25 protein-coding genes are annotated in these 20,542 nt (G+C 65.0%); 16 read left to right on the top strand and 9 right to left on the bottom strand.

Annotated features, from left to right (window positions below; genetic code table 11):
• Positions 1 to 95: 95 nt before the first annotated feature.
• The gene (locus tag ACU8YE_RS15010) at positions 96 to 1,052 is read left to right on the top strand and encodes a TauD/TfdA dioxygenase family protein (RefSeq protein WP_446929044.1); all 957 of its coding nucleotides are present in this window, start codon (positions 96 to 98) and stop codon (positions 1,050 to 1,052) included.
• Between the two features lie 10 nt (positions 1,053 to 1,062).
• On the opposite strand, the gene ACU8YE_RS15005 is transcribed toward ACU8YE_RS15010, so the two are convergent.
• Complete coding sequence (locus ACU8YE_RS15005) at positions 1,063 to 2,589, bottom strand: M20 family peptidase (protein WP_446929043.1); 1,527 nt, start codon at positions 2,587 to 2,589, stop codon at positions 1,063 to 1,065.
• Between the two features lie 180 nt (positions 2,590 to 2,769).
• Here ACU8YE_RS15005 and ACU8YE_RS15000 point away from each other — a divergent pair, with 180 nt between their 5' ends.
• Positions 2,770 to 4,188 (top strand): aminotransferase-like domain-containing protein, encoded by a 1,419-nt coding sequence (locus ACU8YE_RS15000; protein WP_446929042.1) that lies wholly within the window; start codon positions 2,770 to 2,772, stop codon positions 4,186 to 4,188.
• A 74-nt stretch (positions 4,189 to 4,262) separates the two neighbouring features.
• Positions 4,263 to 4,718, top strand: coding sequence for a DUF3005 domain-containing protein (locus ACU8YE_RS14995; RefSeq protein ID WP_446929041.1), 456 nt, complete (start codon positions 4,263 to 4,265; stop codon positions 4,716 to 4,718).
• Positions 4,719 to 4,768: 50 nt separating this feature from the next.
• Here the strand turns inward: ACU8YE_RS14995 and ACU8YE_RS14990 are convergent, their stop codons facing one another.
• A complete protein-coding gene (locus ACU8YE_RS14990) occupies positions 4,769 to 5,503 on the bottom strand; it encodes an NUDIX hydrolase (protein ID WP_446929040.1) in 735 nt (244 codons plus the stop codon).
• Between the two features lie 95 nt (positions 5,504 to 5,598).
• Here ACU8YE_RS14990 and ACU8YE_RS14985 point away from each other — a divergent pair, with 95 nt between their 5' ends.
• Together ACU8YE_RS14985 and ACU8YE_RS14980 are read left to right on the top strand one after the other, a co-directional pair.
• Entirely contained in the window at positions 5,599 to 6,642 is a 1,044-nt protein-coding gene (locus ACU8YE_RS14985; protein WP_260773646.1) for an SPFH domain-containing protein, read from the top strand.
• Positions 6,639 to 7,571, top strand: a complete 933-nt coding sequence (locus ACU8YE_RS14980; protein ID WP_446929039.1) for a sugar kinase — start codon at positions 6,639 to 6,641, stop codon at positions 7,569 to 7,571. Before ACU8YE_RS14985 ends, ACU8YE_RS14980 begins: the two co-directional genes overlap by 4 nt.
• A 49-nt stretch (positions 7,572 to 7,620) precedes the next feature.
• On the opposite strand, the gene ACU8YE_RS14975 is transcribed toward ACU8YE_RS14980, so the two are convergent.
• From ACU8YE_RS14975 to ACU8YE_RS14965, 3 genes are read right to left on the bottom strand one after another with little or no spacing between them, the layout of a single operon-like run.
• Positions 7,621 to 8,400, bottom strand: a complete 780-nt coding sequence (locus ACU8YE_RS14975) for an enoyl-CoA hydratase (protein WP_322018569.1) — start codon at positions 8,398 to 8,400, stop codon at positions 7,621 to 7,623.
• Positions 8,397 to 8,831, bottom strand: a complete 435-nt coding sequence (locus ACU8YE_RS14970) for a MarR family winged helix-turn-helix transcriptional regulator (RefSeq protein ID WP_232039082.1) — start codon at positions 8,829 to 8,831, stop codon at positions 8,397 to 8,399. Before ACU8YE_RS14970 ends, ACU8YE_RS14975 begins: the two co-directional genes overlap by 4 nt.
• Entirely contained in the window at positions 8,828 to 9,715 is an 888-nt protein-coding gene (locus ACU8YE_RS14965; protein ID WP_446929038.1) for an alpha/beta hydrolase family protein, read from the bottom strand. Before ACU8YE_RS14965 ends, ACU8YE_RS14970 begins: the two co-directional genes overlap by 4 nt.
• Positions 9,716 to 9,832: 117 nt before the next feature.
• Between ACU8YE_RS14965 and ACU8YE_RS14960 the strand changes: the two genes are divergently transcribed.
• Together ACU8YE_RS14960 and ACU8YE_RS14955 are read left to right on the top strand one after the other, a co-directional pair.
• Complete coding sequence (locus ACU8YE_RS14960; protein WP_232039080.1) at positions 9,833 to 10,189, top strand: ArsR/SmtB family transcription factor; 357 nt, start codon at positions 9,833 to 9,835, stop codon at positions 10,187 to 10,189.
• The gene (locus tag ACU8YE_RS14955) at positions 10,173 to 11,132 is read left to right on the top strand and encodes an SRPBCC family protein (RefSeq protein WP_232039079.1); all 960 of its coding nucleotides are present in this window, start codon (positions 10,173 to 10,175) and stop codon (positions 11,130 to 11,132) included. The genes ACU8YE_RS14960 and ACU8YE_RS14955 overlap by 17 nt, the downstream gene beginning before the upstream one ends.
• Here the strand turns inward: ACU8YE_RS14955 and ACU8YE_RS14950 are convergent.
• Both ACU8YE_RS14950 and ACU8YE_RS14945 read right to left on the bottom strand, forming a co-directional pair.
• Complete coding sequence (locus ACU8YE_RS14950; RefSeq protein WP_269076832.1) at positions 11,122 to 11,247, bottom strand: hypothetical protein; 126 nt, start codon at positions 11,245 to 11,247, stop codon at positions 11,122 to 11,124. The two genes, ACU8YE_RS14955 and ACU8YE_RS14950, sit on opposite strands and share 11 nt — an antisense overlap.
• Positions 11,244 to 11,627 carry a tautomerase family protein gene (locus ACU8YE_RS14945; protein WP_440077908.1) on the bottom strand — a complete coding sequence of 128 codons (384 nt, stop codon included), beginning with the start codon at positions 11,625 to 11,627 and terminating at the stop codon, positions 11,244 to 11,246. The genes ACU8YE_RS14950 and ACU8YE_RS14945 overlap by 4 nt, the downstream gene beginning before the upstream one ends.
• A 103-nt stretch (positions 11,628 to 11,730) precedes the next feature.
• On the opposite strand from ACU8YE_RS14945, the gene ACU8YE_RS14940 reads away from it, so the two are divergent.
• The gene (locus tag ACU8YE_RS14940) at positions 11,731 to 12,585 is read left to right on the top strand and encodes a LysR family transcriptional regulator (protein ID WP_446929037.1); all 855 of its coding nucleotides are present in this window, start codon (positions 11,731 to 11,733) and stop codon (positions 12,583 to 12,585) included.
• A 122-nt stretch (positions 12,586 to 12,707) separates the two neighbouring features.
• Entirely contained in the window at positions 12,708 to 12,941 is a 234-nt protein-coding gene (locus tag ACU8YE_RS14935) for a hypothetical protein (protein WP_446929036.1), read from the top strand.
• A gap of 27 nt (positions 12,942 to 12,968) precedes the next feature.
• Here the strand turns inward: ACU8YE_RS14935 and ACU8YE_RS14930 are convergent, their stop codons facing one another.
• A complete protein-coding gene (locus ACU8YE_RS14930; RefSeq protein WP_446929035.1) occupies positions 12,969 to 14,090 on the bottom strand; it encodes a beta-ketoacyl-ACP synthase III in 1,122 nt (373 codons plus the stop codon).
• Between the two features lie 188 nt (positions 14,091 to 14,278).
• Between ACU8YE_RS14930 and copC the strand changes: the two genes are divergently transcribed.
• The 5 genes from copC to ACU8YE_RS14905 all read left to right on the top strand — a co-directional run bounded on the left by copC (position 14,279) and on the right by ACU8YE_RS14905 (position 17,687).
• Positions 14,279 to 14,656, top strand: coding sequence for a copper homeostasis periplasmic binding protein CopC (gene copC, locus ACU8YE_RS14925; RefSeq protein ID WP_446929034.1), 378 nt, complete (start codon positions 14,279 to 14,281; stop codon positions 14,654 to 14,656).
• A 4-nt stretch (positions 14,657 to 14,660) separates the two neighbouring features.
• The gene (gene copD / locus ACU8YE_RS14920) at positions 14,661 to 15,590 is read left to right on the top strand and encodes a copper homeostasis membrane protein CopD (RefSeq protein ID WP_446929033.1); all 930 of its coding nucleotides are present in this window, start codon (positions 14,661 to 14,663) and stop codon (positions 15,588 to 15,590) included.
• Positions 15,591 to 15,799: 209 nt separating this feature from the next.
• A complete protein-coding gene (locus tag ACU8YE_RS14915; RefSeq protein WP_446929032.1) occupies positions 15,800 to 16,474 on the top strand; it encodes a histidine phosphatase family protein in 675 nt (224 codons plus the stop codon).
• 47 nt (positions 16,475 to 16,521) lie between these two features.
• The gene (locus ACU8YE_RS14910) at positions 16,522 to 17,286 is read left to right on the top strand and encodes an SDR family oxidoreductase (RefSeq protein WP_446929031.1); all 765 of its coding nucleotides are present in this window, start codon (positions 16,522 to 16,524) and stop codon (positions 17,284 to 17,286) included.
• Positions 17,287 to 17,414: 128 nt separating this feature from the next.
• A complete protein-coding gene (locus ACU8YE_RS14905) occupies positions 17,415 to 17,687 on the top strand; it encodes a hypothetical protein (RefSeq protein ID WP_446929030.1) in 273 nt (90 codons plus the stop codon).
• Between the two features lie 12 nt (positions 17,688 to 17,699).
• On the opposite strand, the gene ACU8YE_RS14900 is transcribed toward ACU8YE_RS14905, so the two are convergent.
• Positions 17,700 to 18,566 (bottom strand): LysR family transcriptional regulator, encoded by an 867-nt coding sequence (locus ACU8YE_RS14900; protein WP_446929029.1) that lies wholly within the window; start codon positions 18,564 to 18,566, stop codon positions 17,700 to 17,702.
• Between the two features lie 101 nt (positions 18,567 to 18,667).
• Here ACU8YE_RS14900 and ACU8YE_RS14895 point away from each other — a divergent pair, with 101 nt between their 5' ends.
• Both ACU8YE_RS14895 and ACU8YE_RS14890 read left to right on the top strand, forming a co-directional pair.
• On the top strand, positions 18,668 to 19,294 hold the full coding sequence (locus ACU8YE_RS14895; protein WP_446929028.1) for a LysE family transporter: 627 nt from the start codon (positions 18,668 to 18,670) through the stop codon (positions 19,292 to 19,294).
• Between the two features lie 180 nt (positions 19,295 to 19,474).
• The gene (locus ACU8YE_RS14890; RefSeq protein WP_446929027.1) at positions 19,475 to 20,530 is read left to right on the top strand and encodes a hypothetical protein; all 1,056 of its coding nucleotides are present in this window, start codon (positions 19,475 to 19,477) and stop codon (positions 20,528 to 20,530) included.
• The last annotated feature ends 12 nt before the right edge of the window (positions 20,531 to 20,542 follow it).

The following is a 20,542-nucleotide window of genomic DNA, read 5'->3' as shown; positions in this document are numbered from 1 at the left end:
CCGACAGAACTGCATTTGGATATGTCAAACCGTTCGTTCTCGGCGGGGCGCGGGCTCATTAGCATGGTCCATCGCCATCTTTTGCCGGAGCCGCCATGCCAGACGATCACAACGCCGCCATCGACACCACGTTCGGCACCCTGCGCGTACGCCGGGTGGCCGGACATATCGGCGGGGAGGTGCTCGACCTCAAGCTCGGCGCGGAGTTGGCAGAAGACACGTTCGCGAGCCTGTATGCGGCGCTGCTCAAGTACAAGGTGTTGTTCTTTCGCGACCAGCAGCATCTGGACGATGACCGGCACCAGGCCTTCGGCAAGCGCTTTGGCCGCATCGTCGCCCACCCGACCGTGCCGGCGCCTACCGGCACGCAACTGTTTGAACTGGACGCGTCAAAGGGTGGCGGCCGTGCCGACTCGTGGCACACCGACGTGACGTTTCTCGATGCGTTTCCGAAGGTGTCGATCCTGCGCGCGGTGACGATTCCGGCTTTCGGCGGCGACACGGTCTGGGCCAACACCGCCCGCGCCTATGAACAGTTGCCCGACCCGCTCAAACAGCTTGCCGAGCAGCTCTGGGCCGTGCACACCAACGATTACGACTACGGCGCCGAGCGCACGCAGATCGACAGCGCACGTCTGCGCCATCACCGCGATGTATTTACCGCCGCGGTATATGAAGCCTCGCACCCGGTGGTGCACGTGCACCCCGAGACCAGCGAACGCGCCCTGCTGCTCGGGCACTTCGTCAAACGCTTCACCGGGCTGTCGGGCAGCGAGTCGACGCGGCTGTTTGAGTTGCTGCAGAACCGCGTGACCCGGCTCGACAACACCGTGCGTTGGCAATGGCGCCAGCATGACGTCGCCATCTGGGACAACCGCGCCACGCAGCACTACGCCATCAACGATTACGGCAACCAGCCGCGCCTGGTGCGCCGCGTGACCGTGCACGGCGACACGGCCATCTCAGTGGGCGGCAGCCGCAGCACGCAACTGCGCCGCCCCGAAGCCACCAACGACGCGCACATCGACGCGCTGCTGGCCAACACCCACTGACCCACTGATATCAAGCCCCGGCCGCCTGCTGCACCAACCGGTGGTAGAACCGGATCAGCTCCACCAGGTTGGCCTCGGTGATCCGCTCGTTGGTGCCATGAAAGCGCGGCAGGTCTTCCGGCTTGGCGCGCACCGGCGAAAACCGATACACATGGTCGGCAATCTCGATCATGTGGCGCGAATCCGTCGCCCCAATCATCAGCCCGGGCGCCACGACCGTGCCCGGGAACAGCTCGCGCACCGTCTTGTTGATCAACTGATACGACGCCGACTGCATTGGCGACACCGGCGACGCTTCGCTGGAACCCGGCAGCCGGGTCAGCTCGAACTTGCCTTTGGGCGCGGCCGCCTTGGCGGCGTCTTCCACGTGCGCGGTGACGGAGGCGATGGTGTCGCCGGGCAGCAGGCGGAAGTTGACCGTGGCCTCGGCGCGGCCGGGCAGCACGTTGTCTTTGTTGCCAGCCTGCACGATGGTCAGCGCGGTGGTGGTACGCAGCATGGCGTTGGAGCTGCCCGATGCTTCCAGTTGCTTCTGCACCAGCGGCCCGAACAGCCACAGGTTGGACAGCGCCACGCGGCTGAAACCCTGCATCTCGGGCGCCAGCGTTGCAAACATCTCCTGCGCAACGCCGCGAATGCCGGCGGGCAATTGATCGTCATCCAACCGCTTGAGCGTGGCGCTCATCATGGCGATGGCGCTCTGCCCGTGCGGCGGCGGCATCGACGAATGCCCCGGCGTGGCCCCGACCTTGAGTTGCACGGAGAGAAAACCCTTCTCTGCCACGCCGATCAGCGCAGCCGGTTTGGTGAGCCCCGGCAGCACGCCCTCGGTAATCAGCAGCCCTTCGTCGATCACGAAGTCGAGACGCTCGCCGCGCGATTTGAGCAGCGCGGCGATCTGCTTGGCACCACGCTCGCCGCCCACTTCCTCGTCGGCGCCAAAGGCCAGGTGGATGGTGCGGCGCGGCTTGAAGCCGCTAGCCGCCAGCAGCTCGATGGCTTCCATCTGCGAGATCAGGTTGCCCTTGTCGTCCCACGCGCCGCGGCCCCAGACCATGCCGTCCTTCACCACGCCGTCAAAAGGTGGCTGGGCCCAGTCGCCTTCCGTACCGGGGGCGATGGGCACGACGTCCTGGTGCGCCATCAGCATGATGGGCTTGAGCGCTGGGTCGGAGCCCTTCCAGGTGTAGAGCAACGCGAAGTCGCCCACTTGCTCACGCTGCAGCACGGCATGCGCCTTTGGATAACGCGCCTCGAGCATGGCGTGCAACTGGCGGAACTGGTCGGCATTCAGTTGCGCATCGGTCGCGCTCGACACGGTGCGTGCGCGCACGGCTTCGGCCAGGTGCGCGGCGGCCGCCGGGCCATCCACCGCAACCGGCGTAACGGCGGGCACATCAAGTTGGCGCGAGCTGTGCCGCCACGTGTTGACGGCGACGGCTGCCGCCAGTGCCAGCAGGACGACTGCAACCGCCAACAACAAGCGGCCGACAACGCGGCCTGCCATCCCATGACGTCGCTTGAACGAAGCCTTCATTCGTCTCCCCTCTCTTTCGGTATGCGCAGTTGTTGAACCAGGAACGCAAGTATCACTGCAACTCGGTGCATTCGCCACTTGCCCGGGGGCTGGGTTTCCCAGGATTACAATGCGCTGAACAGTTGTGAACAGTCTTTGCCAACTGTCTCGTAGCTTTCACGCTCTACTGCCGTCCGCGCCATGAAACTCCAGATCGACCCCGCCACCCGCGTCCCCATCTCCGACCAGATCGTGGCCGGCGTGCAGGCATGGATCGGCGGCAATGACGTGCGCCCCGGCGCCAAGCTGCCGTCGATCCGGCAACTGGCGGCGGACTACGGCATCAGCCGATTCCCCGTGATCGAGGCGTATGACCGGCTGGTGTCGCTGGGCCTGCTGGACTCGCGCCACGGCTCCGGTTTCTACGTGGCGGAGAGCAACCTGACCGGGCGCGACGGACGCGGCTGGTCGGACCCGCGCCGGGCGGAGGCCGAGTCCAAGCACATCTTCGAGCAGTTCAGTTACCCCGACGGCATGCTCAAGCTCGGCGGCGGGTTCGTGCCGGCCGACTGGCGCGATGTGGAAGGCCTGACGCAGGCCATCCGCCAGGTCTCCCGCACCGACACGCACGCCGTCATCGACTACTCGTCACCGCTCGGCAACACCGCGCTGCGCCATCAGGTCATGATGCGAGCACGCCAGCTCGGCATCCAGGCCAATCAACCCAATGTGCTCATCACCGCCGGCACGAGCCAGGCGATCGACTTGGTGATGCGCCACCTCCTCAAGCCCGGCGACACGGTGTTTGTGGAAGACCCGGGCTACTACACCGTGTTTGGCCTACTGCGGTTGCACGGGGTGAAGCTGGTCGGCATTCCGCGCCGCAGCGACGGGCCCGACGTGGAAGTCACCGAAGCGAGGCTGCGCGAGCACCGACCCAAGCTGTTCTTCATCAACAGCGTGCTGCAGAATCCCACCGGCTCGGTCGTGTCGCCGCCGGTCGCGTTTCGGCTGCTGGAGCTGGCGCGTCGCCACGGCTTCACCTTTCTGGAAGACGACATCTTTGCCGACCTGCAGGCCGATCCGACCGCGCGGCTGGCGACGCTGGACCAGCTCGATCATGTGATCTACGTGGGCGGGTTTTCCAAGACGGTGTCGGCGTCGCTGCCGGTGGGTTACCTGATTGCCAAGCGCGAGCTGGTGCATGACCTGACCAACGTGAAGATGCTCACCAGCGTGGGCGGCTCGCGCTTTGCCGAGGCCGTGGTGAGCACACTGCTGGAGCGCGGCGCCTATCGCAAATATGTGGAGCGGCTTCGCCAGCGCGCGGGTGACTCCGTCATCGCGTCGCTCGATGTGTTGGCGGATGCGGGCTGGGAGGTGTTTCACCATCCGTCGGGCGGCAACTTCCTGTGGGCGCGGGTGCCGCATGTGGAGGACTCGCGCGATCTGGCGGCTACTGCCGAAAAGCACGGTGTGACGCTGGCGCCAGGGCACTACTTTCGCCCGAACCTGGAGGTATCGCCATGGGTGCGCATCAACAGCGCCTATGCGACGGAGCCGCGTGCGGTGGCGTTCCTGCAGGAGGCAGGGCGCCGGCCTTCGCGCAAGCGGGCCTGAAGCGCCGGGGCCGGGCACGCGCGTTGCGGCGCTGTCGAGGTTCATGCCGCATGCAGCGGCGCAGGAGCCTGATCATGCACAACGCCGAGCACAACCAAGCGCAACCCCAACCCGAAGAGCCGGTGACTCACCGTCCGGAGGGCGCCAAGCTGACGGAGCCACCACCCGACTCGCCGCGCGACGACCCGCTTGCGCGCGCCTCCCGTCGCATCCGCTCCGTCGACGCCGCAGGCGCCGAAGCATCTGACAACACCATCGACACAGACGGCAAGGGCCTGGAGGCGGCGAAGAGCCCATCACAATGGCAAGACAACGTCATCTATTCAAACGCGTCGCTCGACAATAGCCGCCCCGAGCCGGACCCGGCAGCGCCCATCGCCGGGATCGACAGCCGGCCCAACCAGGGCCAACCGACCATAGCGACGCAGCCCGGCCAGCACGTCGTCATGCGGGGCGTGGTCGATGAAACGGCCCGCAACGGCACGCGTGCCGCGCAACGGTTTTCGCTGGAAGACGACGAGCAGCCGTAGCATGCGTTGACAACGCGCTATCTCCCCGAACTGCGGTCCGCCCCGGCCCCTCAACCGTTTGAATCGCCCCCGCGCGGGCTGAAGGTGCGAGGAAAAACGACCGGCTGGCTCCGGTCAATCAGCCGGTAGCCCTTGGCAGGGCGGTACGAATCCCCTTCCGCCACGCCCGCTTCTTCCAAAAAGTTGGCAGCCAGCATGCGGGTGCGGAAGCCGCTTTTGTCGACCGGACGGCCGAGCACGATCTCGTACATGCGCTGCAACTGCGGCAGCGAGAACGGCTCGGCCAGCAGAAACGCCGGCAACGATGTGTATTCGACCTTGCTGCGCAAACGCTCTACGGCGGTGCGCAAAATCTCTGCATGGTCGAAGGCCAGTTCTGGCGCGCGCAGTACATCGTCCACCGCAAACCACGCCACCTCAGCCGCATTGGCGCCCTTGGCAAGCGCCACACCCTGCGCCGGTATCAACGCAAAGTAGACATGCGTGGCAGACCAGCCGCGCGGGTCACGCGTGGCGCTGCCCCAGCTGCCCAACTGCTCCAGATACGGGCTGCCCACGCCGGTCTTCTCCAGCAGCTTGCGGCGCGCGCAATCTTCCAGCGTGGCATCGACGGCCGTATCGACAAATCCGCCCGGCAACGCCCACGCGCCCGGAAAAGGCTCCCCTTCCGCATTGGGACGCTGCACGAGCAGCACGCGCAACACGTCGTCCAGCACCGTAAAGATGACGACATCCACGGTGGTGAATGGCAACGGGAAGGACTTCGCGGAAGTTCGGGTGGCCATGGCAGATCACAAATGTCTTGACGGCCCCAATAGTAAGTTGTATTGTCCAACCCATACAAGTTGCACTGTACAACTTACAAAACAAGGAGGTCATCATGTTCGGCATCCGCTTCATCAAGTCGCAGCCCACCGTTCACCTCATGCAGTTCCGCGCCGGCAAGGTCGTGCGCGAAGGCTCGGGCCTGTCGTTCTTCTATTACGGCCCGACGACCACACTGGTGGCCGTGCCGGTGGCCAGCCAGGACCGCCCGTTCATCCTTGAGCTGGTGACGGCCGACTTCCAGAGCGTGACCGTGCAAGGCCAGGTGACGTACCGTATCAGCGACCCGCGCCGCACCGCCGCGATGATGGATTTCTCGCTGGCCAAGAATGGCCAGAGCTACGTGTCCGAAGACCCGACCCGCTTGGGTGACCGTGTAGCGCAGCAGGTGGAAGTGATCGTGCAGCAGGCCGTGCAGGCCATGGAGCTGAAGGCCGCGCTGCGCGCATCGGCGGCCATCGCACGCACCGCGCAAGCCGAGTTGGCTGCGCAGCCTGAAATTGCCGCATTGGGGCTGGAGATCCTGGGCGTGTCGGTCATGGCGGTCAAGCCGACGCCTGACATCGCCCGCGCACTGGAAGCCGAAGCGCGCGAATCCAACCTCAAGGCCGCGGATGACGCTGTCTATTTGCGCCGCATGTCGGCCGTGGAAAACGAACGCGCCATCCGTCAGAACGAGCTGGACACCGACATTGCGGTTGAGCAGAAGAAGCGCCAGATCCGCGAGACGCAGATGGAAGCCAAGGCCACGCTGATGCGCAAGGAGAACGCCCTGCGCAACGAACAGATGGCCGCCGATGTGGAACTCGAAGGCCAGCGCAAGGCCTTCGTGGCCGGCCAGGCCGAGAACAGCCGCACGCTGGCCGAAGCCGAGGCCTACCGCGTGGCCGCCGTCATGCAGGCGCTGGAAAAGGCCGACCCGCGCATCGTCAACGCGCTGGCTGCGGCCGGCATGCAACCCGGCCAGCTCATCGCCCAGGCCTTTGGCGGCATTGCCGAACGTGCAGAACGCATCGGCCAATTGAACGTGTCGCCGGACCTGCTGCAAGGGCTGATGAACACCACCCCGCCCAACGCCACCGCACGGGTCGCATCATGAGCAACGAAGGCCGCAAGGTTGTGCTGGTGACGCGCCGCACCCGGCTTGAAGAGCTGGTGGCGCGCCACCACACGCTGGCGCAGGCGAAGTTCTATCTGGAACACCTGGGCGCCGATTTTTCCGACTACCTGGCCGAGAACGCCGCCTACGCGCGCAGCCTCGAAATTACCGTGCGCGCGCTGGAAACCTGGGGCCGCTATCAGGTGGTGGATCGCGGCTACCTGCCCAACTTCATCTTTGCGCCGGACGATATCGTCGTGGCACTCGGGCAAGACGGGCTGGTCGCCAACTCGATGAAATATCTCGACGGCCAGCCGCTGATCGGCCTGAACCCGGAGCCCAGCCGCTGGGACGGCGTACTGCTGCCCTTCGAGCCGAAAGATTTCGGCACCGTGCTGGCCGACGTGGCGCGCGACAAGCGCCCCACCAAAGCCGTGACGATGGCCGAAGCGCGCCTGTCCGACGGGCAGGTGCTGCGCGCCGTCAACGACCTCTTTATCGGACCGCGCACGCATGCGTCTGCGCTGTATGAAATCGAGCTGGGTGAGCGGCGTGAAGCGCAATCGTCGTCGGGCATCATCGTCGCCACAGGACTGGGCTCGACGGCGTGGTTGAAGAGCATCGTGACCGGCTCGATAGGCGTCGCACGCGCCATGCATGCCGGCGGAGATGGCTTTCGCTACGAACCTGAACCGTGGGACACCCCGCAACTGACATTCGCCGTGCGCGAGCCGTTTCCGAGCCGCGCATCGCAGGCCACGCTCGTGTTCGGGCATGTGGATGCGGACCAACCGCTCAAGCTGCGCTCACGCATGCCGGAGAACGGCGTGATCTTTTCCGATGGCATGGAGGCCGATTACCTGCGTTTTACCGCCGGCATGGAAGCGACGATTTCCGTGGCGGCCGCGCAAGGGCGCTTGGCTGTCTGAATGAAAAAAGGCGGCCGGACCAGGGCCGCCGAAGGAGACACCGCCGCGCTCAATGCGCCACGGCGTTGAAATTGGGCGGCCGTCGATCGACAAACGCCCGGAAGGCTTCATGCGCCTCCGGAGACTGCAGCCGCTGCGCAAAGCAGGCGCTCTCCGCATCCATCTGCTGCTTGAGCAGTTCAGCATCGCGCATCAGGCGCTTGGTTTCGGTCAGGGCGCCCAGCGGCTGGCGCGCCAATCGCGCCGCAATGGCCTGTGCCTCGGTGCCAAGCTGGTACAGCGGCACCACCCGATTCGCCAAACCCCACGCGAGCGCCGATTCCGCGCTCACCGCATCGCCCAGCGCGAACATCTCGAACGCGCGCACGTGGCCCAGTCGGGCGGGCATCAGCAGGCTCGATGCCGCTTCGGGCACCAGCGCCAGATTGACGAACGGCGTGGAAAGCTGCGCGTTGTCCGCCAACAGCACGAAGTCGCAATGCAGCAGCATGGTCGTGCCGATGCCGACCGCGCGACCTTGCACCGCAGCCACCAGCGGACGCGTGGCCCGCGCCAGTGCATGCAGGAAGCGGATGACGTTGCGTTCACCACCGCCTTTGCCGCCAGTCATGGCAATCGATGCGAATTCGCCGATGTCGTTGCCGGCGGAGAACATGTCGCCTTCGGCGCGCAGCAACACTACGCGCACAGTGTTGTCGCGTTCGGCGGCGCTCAGCGCATCGGCCAGCGCGCCGTACATCGCATCGGTGATGGCGTTCTTCTTGTCGGCGCGTGCCAGGGTGAGCGTCAAAACGCCGTCGGCGTTGTGGCTCTGGATGTGTTCACTCATTGCTCGTCTCCGGTGGGGAACTTGGTTTGCAGACTGGCCAGCCAGCGTGCGACAACGTCGATCTCGGCGTCGGTAAAACCTTCGGTCAGCCGCGCGTTCAGTTCGGCCAGGCCGGTGCGTGTTTCGGCCAAGGCGTCGCGGCCGGCGGGCGTGATCCAGAGCTGCCAGGCGCGGCCATCCTTGGCATCGGCGCGGCGCTCGATGAGGCCCGCGTCGACTGAGCGATCAACCAGGCCGCTCATGGCGGAGGGGCCGAGGTCCAACGCGGCGCCGGCTTCGCGCATCAACGCGCCGTCGTTCTTTTCCAGGAAGAACAGCAGGCCGGATTGCGCGGCGGTCACGCCCTCGCCGGTGCGCGATTGAATCCAGCGCTGCAAGCGGCGCTGCCCGACGCTGATCAGATACACAAGGCGGCGGTCGGGTGCCGTCATGCAGCCTCCGCTTCGTTGCGTGTGGCGGCGGCACGCTCGCGCAGCCAATCGACCAACCCCGGCCACAGCGTGGTAGCGAACTGCGCGCGGAAGAAGCCCATGTGCCCCACCGCGCCGCCGGCCTGTGCAGGCGTGATCTGCCGCCGCTCGACCCACGTGTTCGTGAAGTGCATCGTCAACGCGTTGATGGCGGCGGGCGTGGCCCACGGGTCGTCGTCAAAGCCGTAGACCAGCACGGGATGCGTCACGCGGTTGAAGCGCTCGATGGCGCCGAGCGTGGGGTCATCGAAAAAATAGCGCTGCATGCCGGCCCATGCGCCCCATTCGATGGCGACGCCGCCCGGCAGGTCTTCGCCCAAGCCGAGCCGCTTGCCGGGCACGTAGCCGATCAGCCGCGCCATCAACGGGCCAATACCGCGCAGGATCAGCTCCACGCGCCAGCGTTCGCCGCGTTGGCGGATGAAGCGCGAATTGCCTGTGTGGCAGGCCACTTGCACCACGCCCGCGACATCCCAGTCGGCGCAGCACAGGCCGATGGCGTGGCCGCCGACCGAGTGCCCCACCGCCAGTTGCGGCAGTTCCGGATAACGCGCCTTCGCCCATCGCATCACGCCTGCTGCGTCGAGCAGCGCCCAATCGCGCATGCGGGCCGCAAAACGCCGCAGGCTCTTGGGCCGGGATGCGCCGATGCCGCGGTAGTCGTACGTAATCGTGTGAAAGCCGCGCTCGGCCAGAAATTTGGCAAACGCTTGATAGATGCGCTGCGGCACGCCCGTGGCCGGATGCATGACCACCACGCCCTGCGGCGTGCTGGCAGCCGTCCAGAGCATGGCGCCCAGCGGGTAGCCGTCGGTGGCGAGAATCGTTTGCGGCGTGCTGTCCATGGCGTCGATTTAGTTCGTATGCGAAGTGTTTTACTTTGTATGCGAAGTAAATCGGTGTGTCAAACACGGAAAGATAAAGTACTTGCTTAACTATTCAGAGTCGCTATAGTTAACCACATGCTTAACCATGACACTTCTCTCGATCTCGCCTTCCAGGCACTGGCCGACGGCAACCGGCGCGCGATGCTGGTCCAGCTCGTGCGTGGGCCGGCGTCGGTGAGCGAACTTGCCCAACCTCTCGATATCTCGCTGCCTGCGGTGATGCAGCACCTGGCGGTGCTAGAGCACTCCGGTCTCGTGCGATCGGAAAAGGTGGGCCGCGTGCGGACTTGCCGTATCGAACCCGAGGCGCTGAGCCTCGCAGAGCAGTGGATCAACCAACGACGCCTGGAGTGGGAACAGCACTTCGACCGCCTCGGCGCCTATCTGGAAACTCTGAAAACTGAAGGAGACTTGCATGACGACGACCATTGACAGTCCCGCCGGCACGACCCTGCGCCCCCTCGTGATCTCGCGCACTTTTCCCGTATCGCGCGACTGGGTGTTCAAGGCCTGGAGCACCGCCGAGCACATCAAGCGATGGTTCTGCCCGACGCACTTCACGGTGCCCGAAGCGACGGTCGAGTTTCGCGTGGGCGGCAAATTTGACGTCTGCATGCGCTCGCCCGAGGGGCAAGACCACTGGTCGCGCGGCCACTTTCTTGAGATCGTGCCTAACGCGCGCCTGGTCATCGACATGAACGTTGTAGACGGCGACAACCGCCCGCTGATGAACGCCCACACCGTCGTCACGTTTGCCGAAGAGTGCGGGGGCACACGCATGGAAGTCACGCAAACCCACACGCCGCTCGCCCCGATTGCCGAGATGATGATCAAGGGCGCGTCCGAAGGCTGGAAGCAGACGCTCGACAAGCTGGAGCGCGAAGCCGCAAGCGTGCCGGTGGCCGATGGCATCCAGCGCTCGGTCGTGCATGCCACCTTCACGGTGGAGCGCACGTACGATGCACCGCGCTCGCGCGTGTTCAAGGCGTTGACCGACCCGGCCGCCAAGGCCAAGTGGTTTGCCGGCGGCAACGGCTACACGCTGCTCGTGCGTGAGATGGACGCCACGCCCGGCGGCCGCGAAGTCGTCAAGGGCCGGTGGGTCAGCGGTGTCGTCTCCAGCTTCGAGGCGCTGTATCACGACGTCATCCCAAACGAACGCGTCGTCTATTCGTACGTGATGCATCTGGACGACCGCAAGATCTCCGCCTCGCTCGCCACGTTGGAATTGCGCGAGCCCAAGGACGGCTCCGGCGGCACGCACCTCGTGATGACCGAGCAAGGCGCCTTCCTGGATGGCTACGACGATTCCGGATCGCGCGAGCGCGGCACGCAGTTCCTGCTCGACATGCTGGGCAACTCGCTCAAGGACTGAGCCTGTGCAATACGTCGCGCGCGAGCGCCGCCAACGTGACCGCCGCGCCGACAATCAACACTGCCGCCCACAACACACCGCCCAGGTGCGCCAGCAGCGCCTGGCGCGGCGTCATTTCGCGTACTGCGCGAGACCGTTACCGAACGACCAGTTCTCGGGCAGCACCTCCACCAGATTGATGAATACGTCTTCGGGCCGCACGCCGGGCTTGTCGCTCAGCAACTCGACGATGCGGCGATAGAGCGCCTGCTTCTGCTGCAGGTTGCGCGTGTTGTTCGCGGTGATCTGGATGATCACCACGTCGTCGCTGCGCGCGATGCCGAAGTACGTCGGGCTGACGCTGAAGGTGCTGGCGTCGTGCTCGGTCAGCGTCATGAAGCGGTCGTCTTCCGGCACGTTGAACGTCTCGCGCATGGCGCGATAGACGCCGTCGAAGAGGGCCTGGTGATAAGCGGCAGGCTTGCCGCGCCGCAGCGACACTTGGACGAGAGGCATGGTCCACTCCTTGGTTTGCAGTGACCACAGAATGCCCCACGTTGATCATTGAAAAAAGGCATCCTAAGCTATTTCAATCATTCGATTTCAAAATGATTGAACCATGAAGATGCTCGATCTGGAGGCCGTCCAGGCCTTCGTGCTGACCGCCGATCTGAAGAGCTTCACGCGCGCGGCGCAGGCCATGGATTCCACGCAATCCGCCGTGAGCCTGAAGATCAAACGGCTGGAAGATGCGCTGGGCCGCCGGCTTCTGGAGCGCACGCCGCGCCTGGTGCGGCTGTCGCAGGATGGCGCGGCGTTTCTCGCGGCAGCGCGCGACCTGGTGGCTGCGCACGAAGGCGCGCTGGGCTCGTTTGGGGTGGAACGGCGACGCTTGTCGGTCGGGATGAGCCACCACATCGTCGGCGCGGAACTGCCGCGCCTGTTGCGACAGATGGGCCGGGCCGAACCGACGCTCACACTGGAGATCCGCATCGCCAGTTCCTGGGAAATCCTGGAGATGTTCGAAGCCGGCGTGCTGGATGCCGCCATCGTGCTGCGCCACGACAACCGGCGCACCGACGGCGAAGTCCTCATGGAAGAGCCGTTCGGCTGGATGGCCGCACCGGATTTCGAGCACCGCGCGGGCGAACCGGTCCGCCTGGCAAATCAGACCGAAACATGCCGCATACGGCAGATGGCAACGACGGCATTGGACGCCGCGGGCATCGCCTGGCAAGAGGTGTTTATCGGCGGCGGCGTCGCCACCATCGGCGCGGCGGTGGCGGCCGGCCTTGCAGTGGCGGCACTCAGCCGACGCGTCGCACCCACCGGCACCATCGATGTGGGCGATGCGCTTGGTCTGCCGCCGCTTCCGTCGCGCAGCGTGGTGCTGCATTCGCGGCTCGCCGATCCGACGGCAAAGAAGGCGCTGCGGACCTTCGCCTCCACCTTGCGGGCCACGGGCGGACGGTAGCGGAACGCCCTTCTCCCCACGCGCATTTTGCGCAATCGCTGCACCGCACAGCGCCTGCGGGGCGACTATGCTTTGCCGCATGAAGCCCCGCACTGAACACGATTACCACCGCGGATGTCACCGTGCCCGTTGACACCAACGTGCGACGCGTCGCCAAGATGCTGCCCAAGGCCGATCTGCTGCTGGTGCCGGGCGCGTCGCACTACACGTTCATGGATACGTGCCTGCCCGGCGCCGCACCCCACGTGCCGCTGCTGTGCAAGGACAACCCCAGCGTGGATCGCGATGCGGTGCATGCCCAGGCCGTGCGCCGGGCGCTGGACTTTTTCGGGGCGACGCTGCCTGCTCAAAGCTGAGCTTCACCGGCGATTCGATGCGGGTGATTACAGCTTCTGCACTGCCACGCTGCCGATCGAATAGCCCGCGCCAAACGAGCAGATCATGCCCAGGTCGCCCGACTTCAGGTCGGCACGATGACGGTGGAACGCAATGATGGAACCTGCTGATGCGGTGTTGGCGAACTCATCCAGAATGACTGGCGCCTCGTCGGCCGATGCATCGTGCCCAAGCAGGCGCTTGCCGATCAGCTGGTTCATCGCCAGGTTGGCCTGATGCAACCAGAAGCGGCGCACGTCGGCCGGGGCGTGGCCCAGTTGCTGCAGATGGCCGGCAATGTGTTCGGCGGCCATCGGGCAGACTTCCTTGAAGACCTTGCGGCCTTCCTGGCGGAAAAGCTGATCGCGGTCGTCCGGGTTGCGGTCTTCGCTGCGCGAGAGGTAGCCGGCGTTGTTGCGGATATTGTTGGAAAAGCTCGTCGCGCATTTGGTGCCGAGCACGCGCCAGGCGTCGGTGGAGCGCGTGTCTTCGGCGCGCTCGACCAGCACGGCCGTGCACACGTCACCGAAGATGAAGTGGCAATCGCGGTCTTTCCAATCGAGGTGGCCAGAGGTGATTTCCGGGCTCACCACCAACGCGGCGCGCGCCGTGCCGCTGCGCACGGCATTGATGGCCTGCTCCAGCCCGAAGGTGGCCGACGAGCACGCGACGTTCATGTCGAACGCATAACCGCCCGCGCCAATGCCGTTCTGAATCTCCACGCCCAGTGCCGGATATGGCCGCTGGAAGTTGGACGTCGCGCACAGCAGCATGTCGACGTCTGCGGCATCGCGGCCGGCAGCAGCCAATGCATCGCGCGCAGCCGCCACGCCAATCTCGGCTTGCAGCGACAGCGCATCGTCCGGGCGCGGCGTCAGATGCGGGCGCATGCGCGTCGGGTCCAGCACGCCGGCCTTGTCGATCACGTAGCGCTGCCGAATACCCGACGCCTTCTCGATGAACTCCGCCGACGATTCCGCCAGCGGCGCCAGCTCGCCCGCAGCAATCGCTGCGGCGTGCTGCGCGTTGTAGAGCTGTGCGTATGCGTTGTAGGAGGCGACCAGCTCCTCGTTGGTGATGACCTCGGGCGCGACCCACAGGCCCGTGCCGCTGATAACGACGTCGTGCATACCCGGAATGTGTGAATTTTTCGTGGCGGCGACGATAGCACATCGGCCTGGCAATGCGGGGCGCAGGATGTGGTCGTTTACATCTACTTTGACCTTGCGCTCCCACGCGCACATGGGCAGGCGGGCAACCCCAGCGGAAAACAATGCGTTACGCTAACCGCCATCTCACAACTTCGCAGGAAACCCGCATGTCTATGCCCAGAACTTCCCGACTTGCCCAAGCGTGCGTGGCCGTGGGTGCCGCCCTCGTCACCACGCTGGCGCTGGCCCATCCGAAGCTGCTCTCGGCCAATCCTGCCGACAAATCGACGGGACCTGCGCCGGCCCAGATTGCGCTCCATTTCTCGGAAAAACTGGTCGCGCAGTTCTGCGACGCAACACTGGTCATGACGGCAGCATCCGGCCCCACAACTGTGGCCACCAAGGTTGCCACCGGCAGCGACGGGCGCACGCTGACCGTATCCCCCACGCAGCCCCTGGCGCCAGGGGCCTACCGCGTCGACTGGCATGTCGTGGCCGCAGACACCCACCGCGTGGCCGGCAACCTCACGTTCCAGGTGAAGTAACGCGATGCCGGAGGACTGGCTGGCCGTCACCCTGCGCTTTGCGCTGTATCTGGATTTGATGGTGCTCTTTGGCGTATCGCTCTTCAGCCTTTACGCGCTGCACCCAACCGATCGGCCGTCGGCCATCTCGCGGTTGTACGGCAGGGTGACCGAAGCATCGGTGTTGGCCGGCATCGTGCTGTCGATCTGGGATGTGGTGGCCATGGCCGAAGCGATGACCGGAGCCACGCGCTACAGCGAGCTGACCCGCCATGTCTTCGACATGATCCTGACCGGCACGGCAGTCGGCGCGGCATGGCTGGTGCGCGTGGTGGTGCTTGCCGCCGGTCTGGTCGTGGGAATCGCATGGCGCGGAAATACCCGCCGCCAACGAGCGGGGTTTGCTGCTTCGGGCGCCATCGCACTCGCCACGCTTGCCTGGGCCGGGCACGGCGCCATGGACGACGGCGCGCGCGGCATGTTCCATCTCGCTGCCGACATCGCACATCTGCTGGCGGCTGGCATGTGGGTGGGTGCGCTGGTCGCTTTCGTGTTGCTGTCGTCGGCCGCGAAGGCCAGCACGTCAGATTCGGTGCAAACACTCGGCCGTGCCGCAAGCGGCTTCGCGACCATCGGTTCGTGCATCGTTGGGATGTTGGTCGCCACGGGCGTCGTCAACTACGTGTTTGTCGCCGGCCCAACGTTCGATCCACTCTTCACCATGCCGTATGGATGGTTGCTGCTTGGCAAGCTCACGCTGTTTGCGTTGATGCTCGCGCTGGCTGCAGGCAATCGCTATCGACTGAGCCCCCGGCTTGCAGCCGCCATCCGCACGGGCGACTACACGGGCGCTATCAAGACGCTGCGCACCAGCCTGCTGGCGGAAACCTGTCTTGCCACGCTGATCCTGGCGCTTGTGGCGTGGCTTGGCATGCTTTCGCCGTTGCCTTCGTAGCGCCCGCACAGGCAGCAAAGCAACGCGGACGTTGGTGCCCCCCCCGGACAACAGCTTGGGGGCTCGGGCTTGGCATCAGCAGCGAAGGAATGACCTGGGGCATGCGGCCCGGACTATTCATCGCATGCATTACCGGTCATTCAAAGAATAAATTTCACAAATAATGCGTGCGCCGCTAATCTGATCCTCTTTGATTTGGCGAGCAGACGATGGCGGAGCTTTATCTCGTACGGCACGGACAAGCCTCGTTTGGCGCGGCAGATTACGACCGGCTCTCCGAACGCGGCGAGCAGCAGAGCCTCTGGCTTGGTGAATATTTCGCGCGACATGACATCGTTTTTGATCGCGTCATCTGTGGCACCTTGCGCCGACATGAGCAGACCGTCGACGGCATCCTGCGCGGCATGGGCACTTCGGGCATGGCGGTTGAGCAGCATGCCGGGCTGAACGAATACGACTTCCAGGGGCTGTTTGCCGCGCTCGGCGAAGATTTTCCAGAGCTGACGCAACTGGCTTCGGGCTCGATGCGCGATCACTACCGGGCGCTCAAGCAGGTGCTGCACCTGTGGTCGGACGACAAGATCCGCGGACCGCTGCCCGAGACGTGGGCCGCCTTCCAGCAGCGCGTGGCCGAGGCACGCGCTGCGATCCAGGCCGGCGGCGGGCAGCGTGTGCTGGCGATCAGTTCTGGCGGCCCCATCGCCGTGACCGCACAGCAGGTGCTAGCCGCACCGCCCACCAGCGCCATTGCGCTGAACCTGCAGATCCGCAACAGCAGCGTCTCGCAATATTTCTTCAACGCCGAATCGTTTCAGCTCGCCACCTTCAACGGCATCCCGCATCTGGACGATCCGGCGCGACGCGCTTTCCAGACATACGGTTGATCGCCCTGGCGGCCGACCAAAACACAAAACCATTGGAGGAGCACACCATGAGCACGAACCTGTTCGACCTGACCGAAAAGATCGCCCTGGTCACCGGCGCCAGCCGCGGCATTGGCGAAGAGATTGCCAAGCTGCTGGCAGAACAAGGCGCGCACGTGATCGTGTCGAGCCGCAAGCTGGGCGACTGCGAGGTCGTGGCCGAACGCATCCGCGAAGCCGGCGGCAAAGCTGAAGCCCTCGCCTGCCACGTTGGCCGCATGGAAGACATTGCGGCGGCGTTCGACACCATCCGCCGCACGCACGGCCGGCTAGACATTCTCATCAACAACGCGGCGGCAAACCCGCACTTCGGCCACATCCTCGACACGGATCTGGCGGCCTACGAGAAGACCGTGGAGGTGAACATCCGCGGCTACTTCTTCATGTCGGTCGAAGCCGGCAAGATGATGAAGGCGCAGGGCGGCGGCGCGATCGTCAATACGGCGTCGGTCAACGCGCTGCACCCGGGCGACAAGCAGGGCATCTACTCCATCACCAAGGCCGCCGTGGCCCACATGACGCGCGCGTTCGCCAAGGAATGCGGGCCCTTCGGCATTCGCGTGAACGCGCTGCTGCCGGGGCTGACCAAGACCAAGTTCGCGGGCGCCCTGTTCGAAGACAAGGCTACGTACGACCGCTGGATCAGCGAGATCCCGCTGCGCCGCCACGCCGAGCCGCGCGAGATGGCCGGCACGGTGCTTTACCTCGTGTCAGATGCAGCGAGCTACACCAACGGCGAGTGCATCGTCGTCGATGGCGGCATGACGGTCTGACAATGGGGCGCTTACCGCATCGGCTGAGCCGCCTGTCACGCTAGTGCGGCGCGGCCGCAACATCGTCCTTGAAATCTGTGTGTACCTGTATATATTTACAGTAACTGTAAATTTATACAGCATTCACCATGGACGACCTGATCCGCATCGAAAACGAGTACGACCGCCAGACGGTGCTCTGGCTGCGCGAGCGCCTGGGTGAACAGGCACTGAACGAAGTCGTGTTGCGCATGGATGTTCGCGGGCGGCCGTATGCGTCGGAAGTCTGCCGTACCCTGGGCCTGACGCCGCCGCCGCGCAAGCGGGCGACACCGCGTGCGCGACCGCTCAACCGGGCCGTTGGCGAGGCCTATCTGGCTACCATTCGGAGCATCCTGGGCGGCGGGCACGCGGCGGCGTAAGGCTGGCGTGCGTTAATCAGCAAGCGTGGCAGCCGTTTCTTCGCGCAACCAGGCCAGCCACGCGCCGGCCGCGCTATCGGCCGCAATAGGCGCATCGGCCAGCAGGTAATAGCGCGAGCCATCACGCCGGAACCCTTCGGGCGCAATCAGCCGCCCATCTTTCAGATCATCAATGGCCATCAGCTTTGATGCGATGGCGGTGCCCTGCCCCGCCAGGGCCGCCTGCAAGCTCAGATAGAAATGTTCGTAGCGCGCCTCGGGCAATCGGCCGCGCGGTCGCGCCGTGCTGCTGGCCCTCCACCACGCCTGCCAAGCATCGGGGCGCGTGGCCGTGTGTAGCAGCCGTCGGCGCGCGGCGGGATCCGCTTGGCGAGCGTGCACCGGACCGATCCACTCATCGCAAATGGCCGCCGCATGCACGTGTGCGGGCCATGCAAAGTCATCGCGGCGCACTGCCACGTCCACTCCGGTGCGAACGAAATCGATTGGGCCGCCTGCGGCAAACAGATGCACCTGGATTGCCGGATGCCGCGCCTGAAAACGCGACAGCCGCGGGATCAGCCAACGCATCGCAAGCGTCGGCTCGCACGACACGACCAGCGCTGAAGACGTGGCCCGACGGGCAATCCGGTCGATGCTATCCGTGAGAATAGAGAACGCATCGGTAGCAGCCAGCCGCAACTGTTCGCCCGACGGCGTCAAAAAGACTGCCCGGTTGCGCCGCTCGAACAGCTCCACCCCCAAAGATGCTTCCAACTGCCGTATCTGGCGGCTGACAGCCCCATGTGTCACGTGCAATTCCTGCGCCGCGCGCACGAAGCTGCCATGTCTGGCGGCGGCTTCAAATACACGCAGGGTATTCAGCGGAGGCAGCGCCATCTGTCAGTTTTTCTCACTGAAAAACGGCATCATAAATCGATTTTCAGCGATGGCGGAGCCCTCCAGAATCGGCGCATCCTCACTTTGCGATTGCGCCCGACATGACCGAACTCCTTGCTGTTGCCGTCATCACCATCCTGGCCGTCATCAGTCCGGGCGCGGACTTTGCCATGGTCACGCGCAACAGCCTGCTGCATGGACGGCGCGCAGGCGTGCTATGCGCACTGGGCATTGCGCTGGGCGTGCAGGTGCACGTGTTCTACACGATGTTCGGCGTGGGGCTGCTCATTGCGCATGCGCCAGCGCTTCTGCAGGGCATCAAGCTGGTGGGCGCGGCGTACCTGGTGTGGATTGGCTGGAGGACGCTGTCGGCCAAGGCGTTGCCCAGCGGTGAGGCAAGCGCCCACGGCGTCGGCACGCCGACGCTATCGACCCTCGCCGCACTGCGCATGGGCTTTCTTACCAATGCGCTCAACCCAAAAACAACGCTGTTCGTGGTCAGCACGTACACGCAGGTCGTTCACGCGGGCACACCGCTGGTCGCGCAGTTCGGCTACGGCGTGTTCATGTCAGCAGCGCATGCGGCGTGGTTTGCATTGGTGGCAATGGTGTTTGCGTCAGGTGCGTTGCGACGTTCGCTGCTGGCACGGCAGCGCATCGTGGACCGTGTGATTGGCGTGATCCTGATCGGGTTGGGATTGGCACTGGGGCTCGCGCGGCTTGCGTGATGTCATGCACGGCGGCCCGCCCATGCCTGCACCCATGCCGTCCGTCCCAGGTCTTCTGCTGCATTAACAGGCGCCAGCCCGTTTGAGACAGTGCCCTCGCGCCCTGCCCGTCGCCACGCGGCGATGAAGGCCACCGCGCAAACCTGACTCGCAGCACAACCTCACACCTGGAGTGCAACCATGCAATGGAATCGCGCCTTCACCGACCTCATCCGCAACGGCCGCGCAGCTTACTGGGGCAACTGGACGCTCGCGCCCACCATCAAACCCGGCGCCGTGGGTTTTGTGTCGCCCGACACCGGCGACTTCACGCCCGTCAAGCCGGAAACCCCGGGCGTGGCCATCAACACGCGCACCGTACCGAATCAATGGAAGCTGTCGACCAACAACGTCCACCGCACCGAGACCAACGTCAAACTCGATGGCTCGGCCACCGATCCTGAGAGCGGCACAAAGATCAACGCGGGCGTCGAAGTGAAATGGGAGTTCTCGTCCGTCGGGTCGATTGCCTCGGAGTTCGGCATTGCCTCGGAGTCGTACATCAACGACCTCACGCAGCTCACGCGGCCCGACACGATCAAGTGGCTGGCCGAGCAGGCGCAGTCCGTGAGCATGGGCTCGGGCGGCAACATTGCGCAGGGCTTCGGTGTGGTAACCAGCGTGATCCTGGCCAACAGCGGGCTGAACGTGGGGTCGCAAGACAACAACTCGTCGTTCTCGATCACGGGCTCGGCGGGTGCCGTGCATGACATGCTCGGTAGCGCGACGGGTAAGGGATCGTTCGTGTCGGTCAACCAGACCAAGAGCGTCGACCAGCACCTGTGGCCTTTCGAGCCGGGCAAGCAGGCGCCGGCGCCCATTCCGGTCGCCTACACGCTTGCGTCGTTCGACGGCAACCTGCTGATCCCGAACTGGATCACGCGCCTGGGCGGCTTCGAGATCTACTTCAACAACAAGCCGGGCTGCACCTACGTCACGCATATCAAGCTGCGCTACAACACGCCGCAGGGCCCGCGCAGCGATGAGTTCTCGCTCAGCGGCGGTATCTCCAAGACGGTCGCGAACATCCCGCTCAACGCCACCGATATCCAGGTCGACGTGAAGTTCCAGGGCGTCGTGAACAGCGACAACTATTCGTTCCGCTGGCCCAGCCCGCTCGGCCAGTGGCTGACCGGCCGGCGCGAGATCGAGATGACGGGCGTGTGGCCGGGCCCGACCCACGCCGTCGAGAAGTAACGCCCAAAGGCA

The sequence above is a fragment of the Ralstonia sp. VS2407 genome (assembly GCF_052950655.1).
The sequence above is the reverse complement of the archived record's forward strand: the minus strand, read 5'-3'. Positions and strand labels throughout refer to the sequence as shown.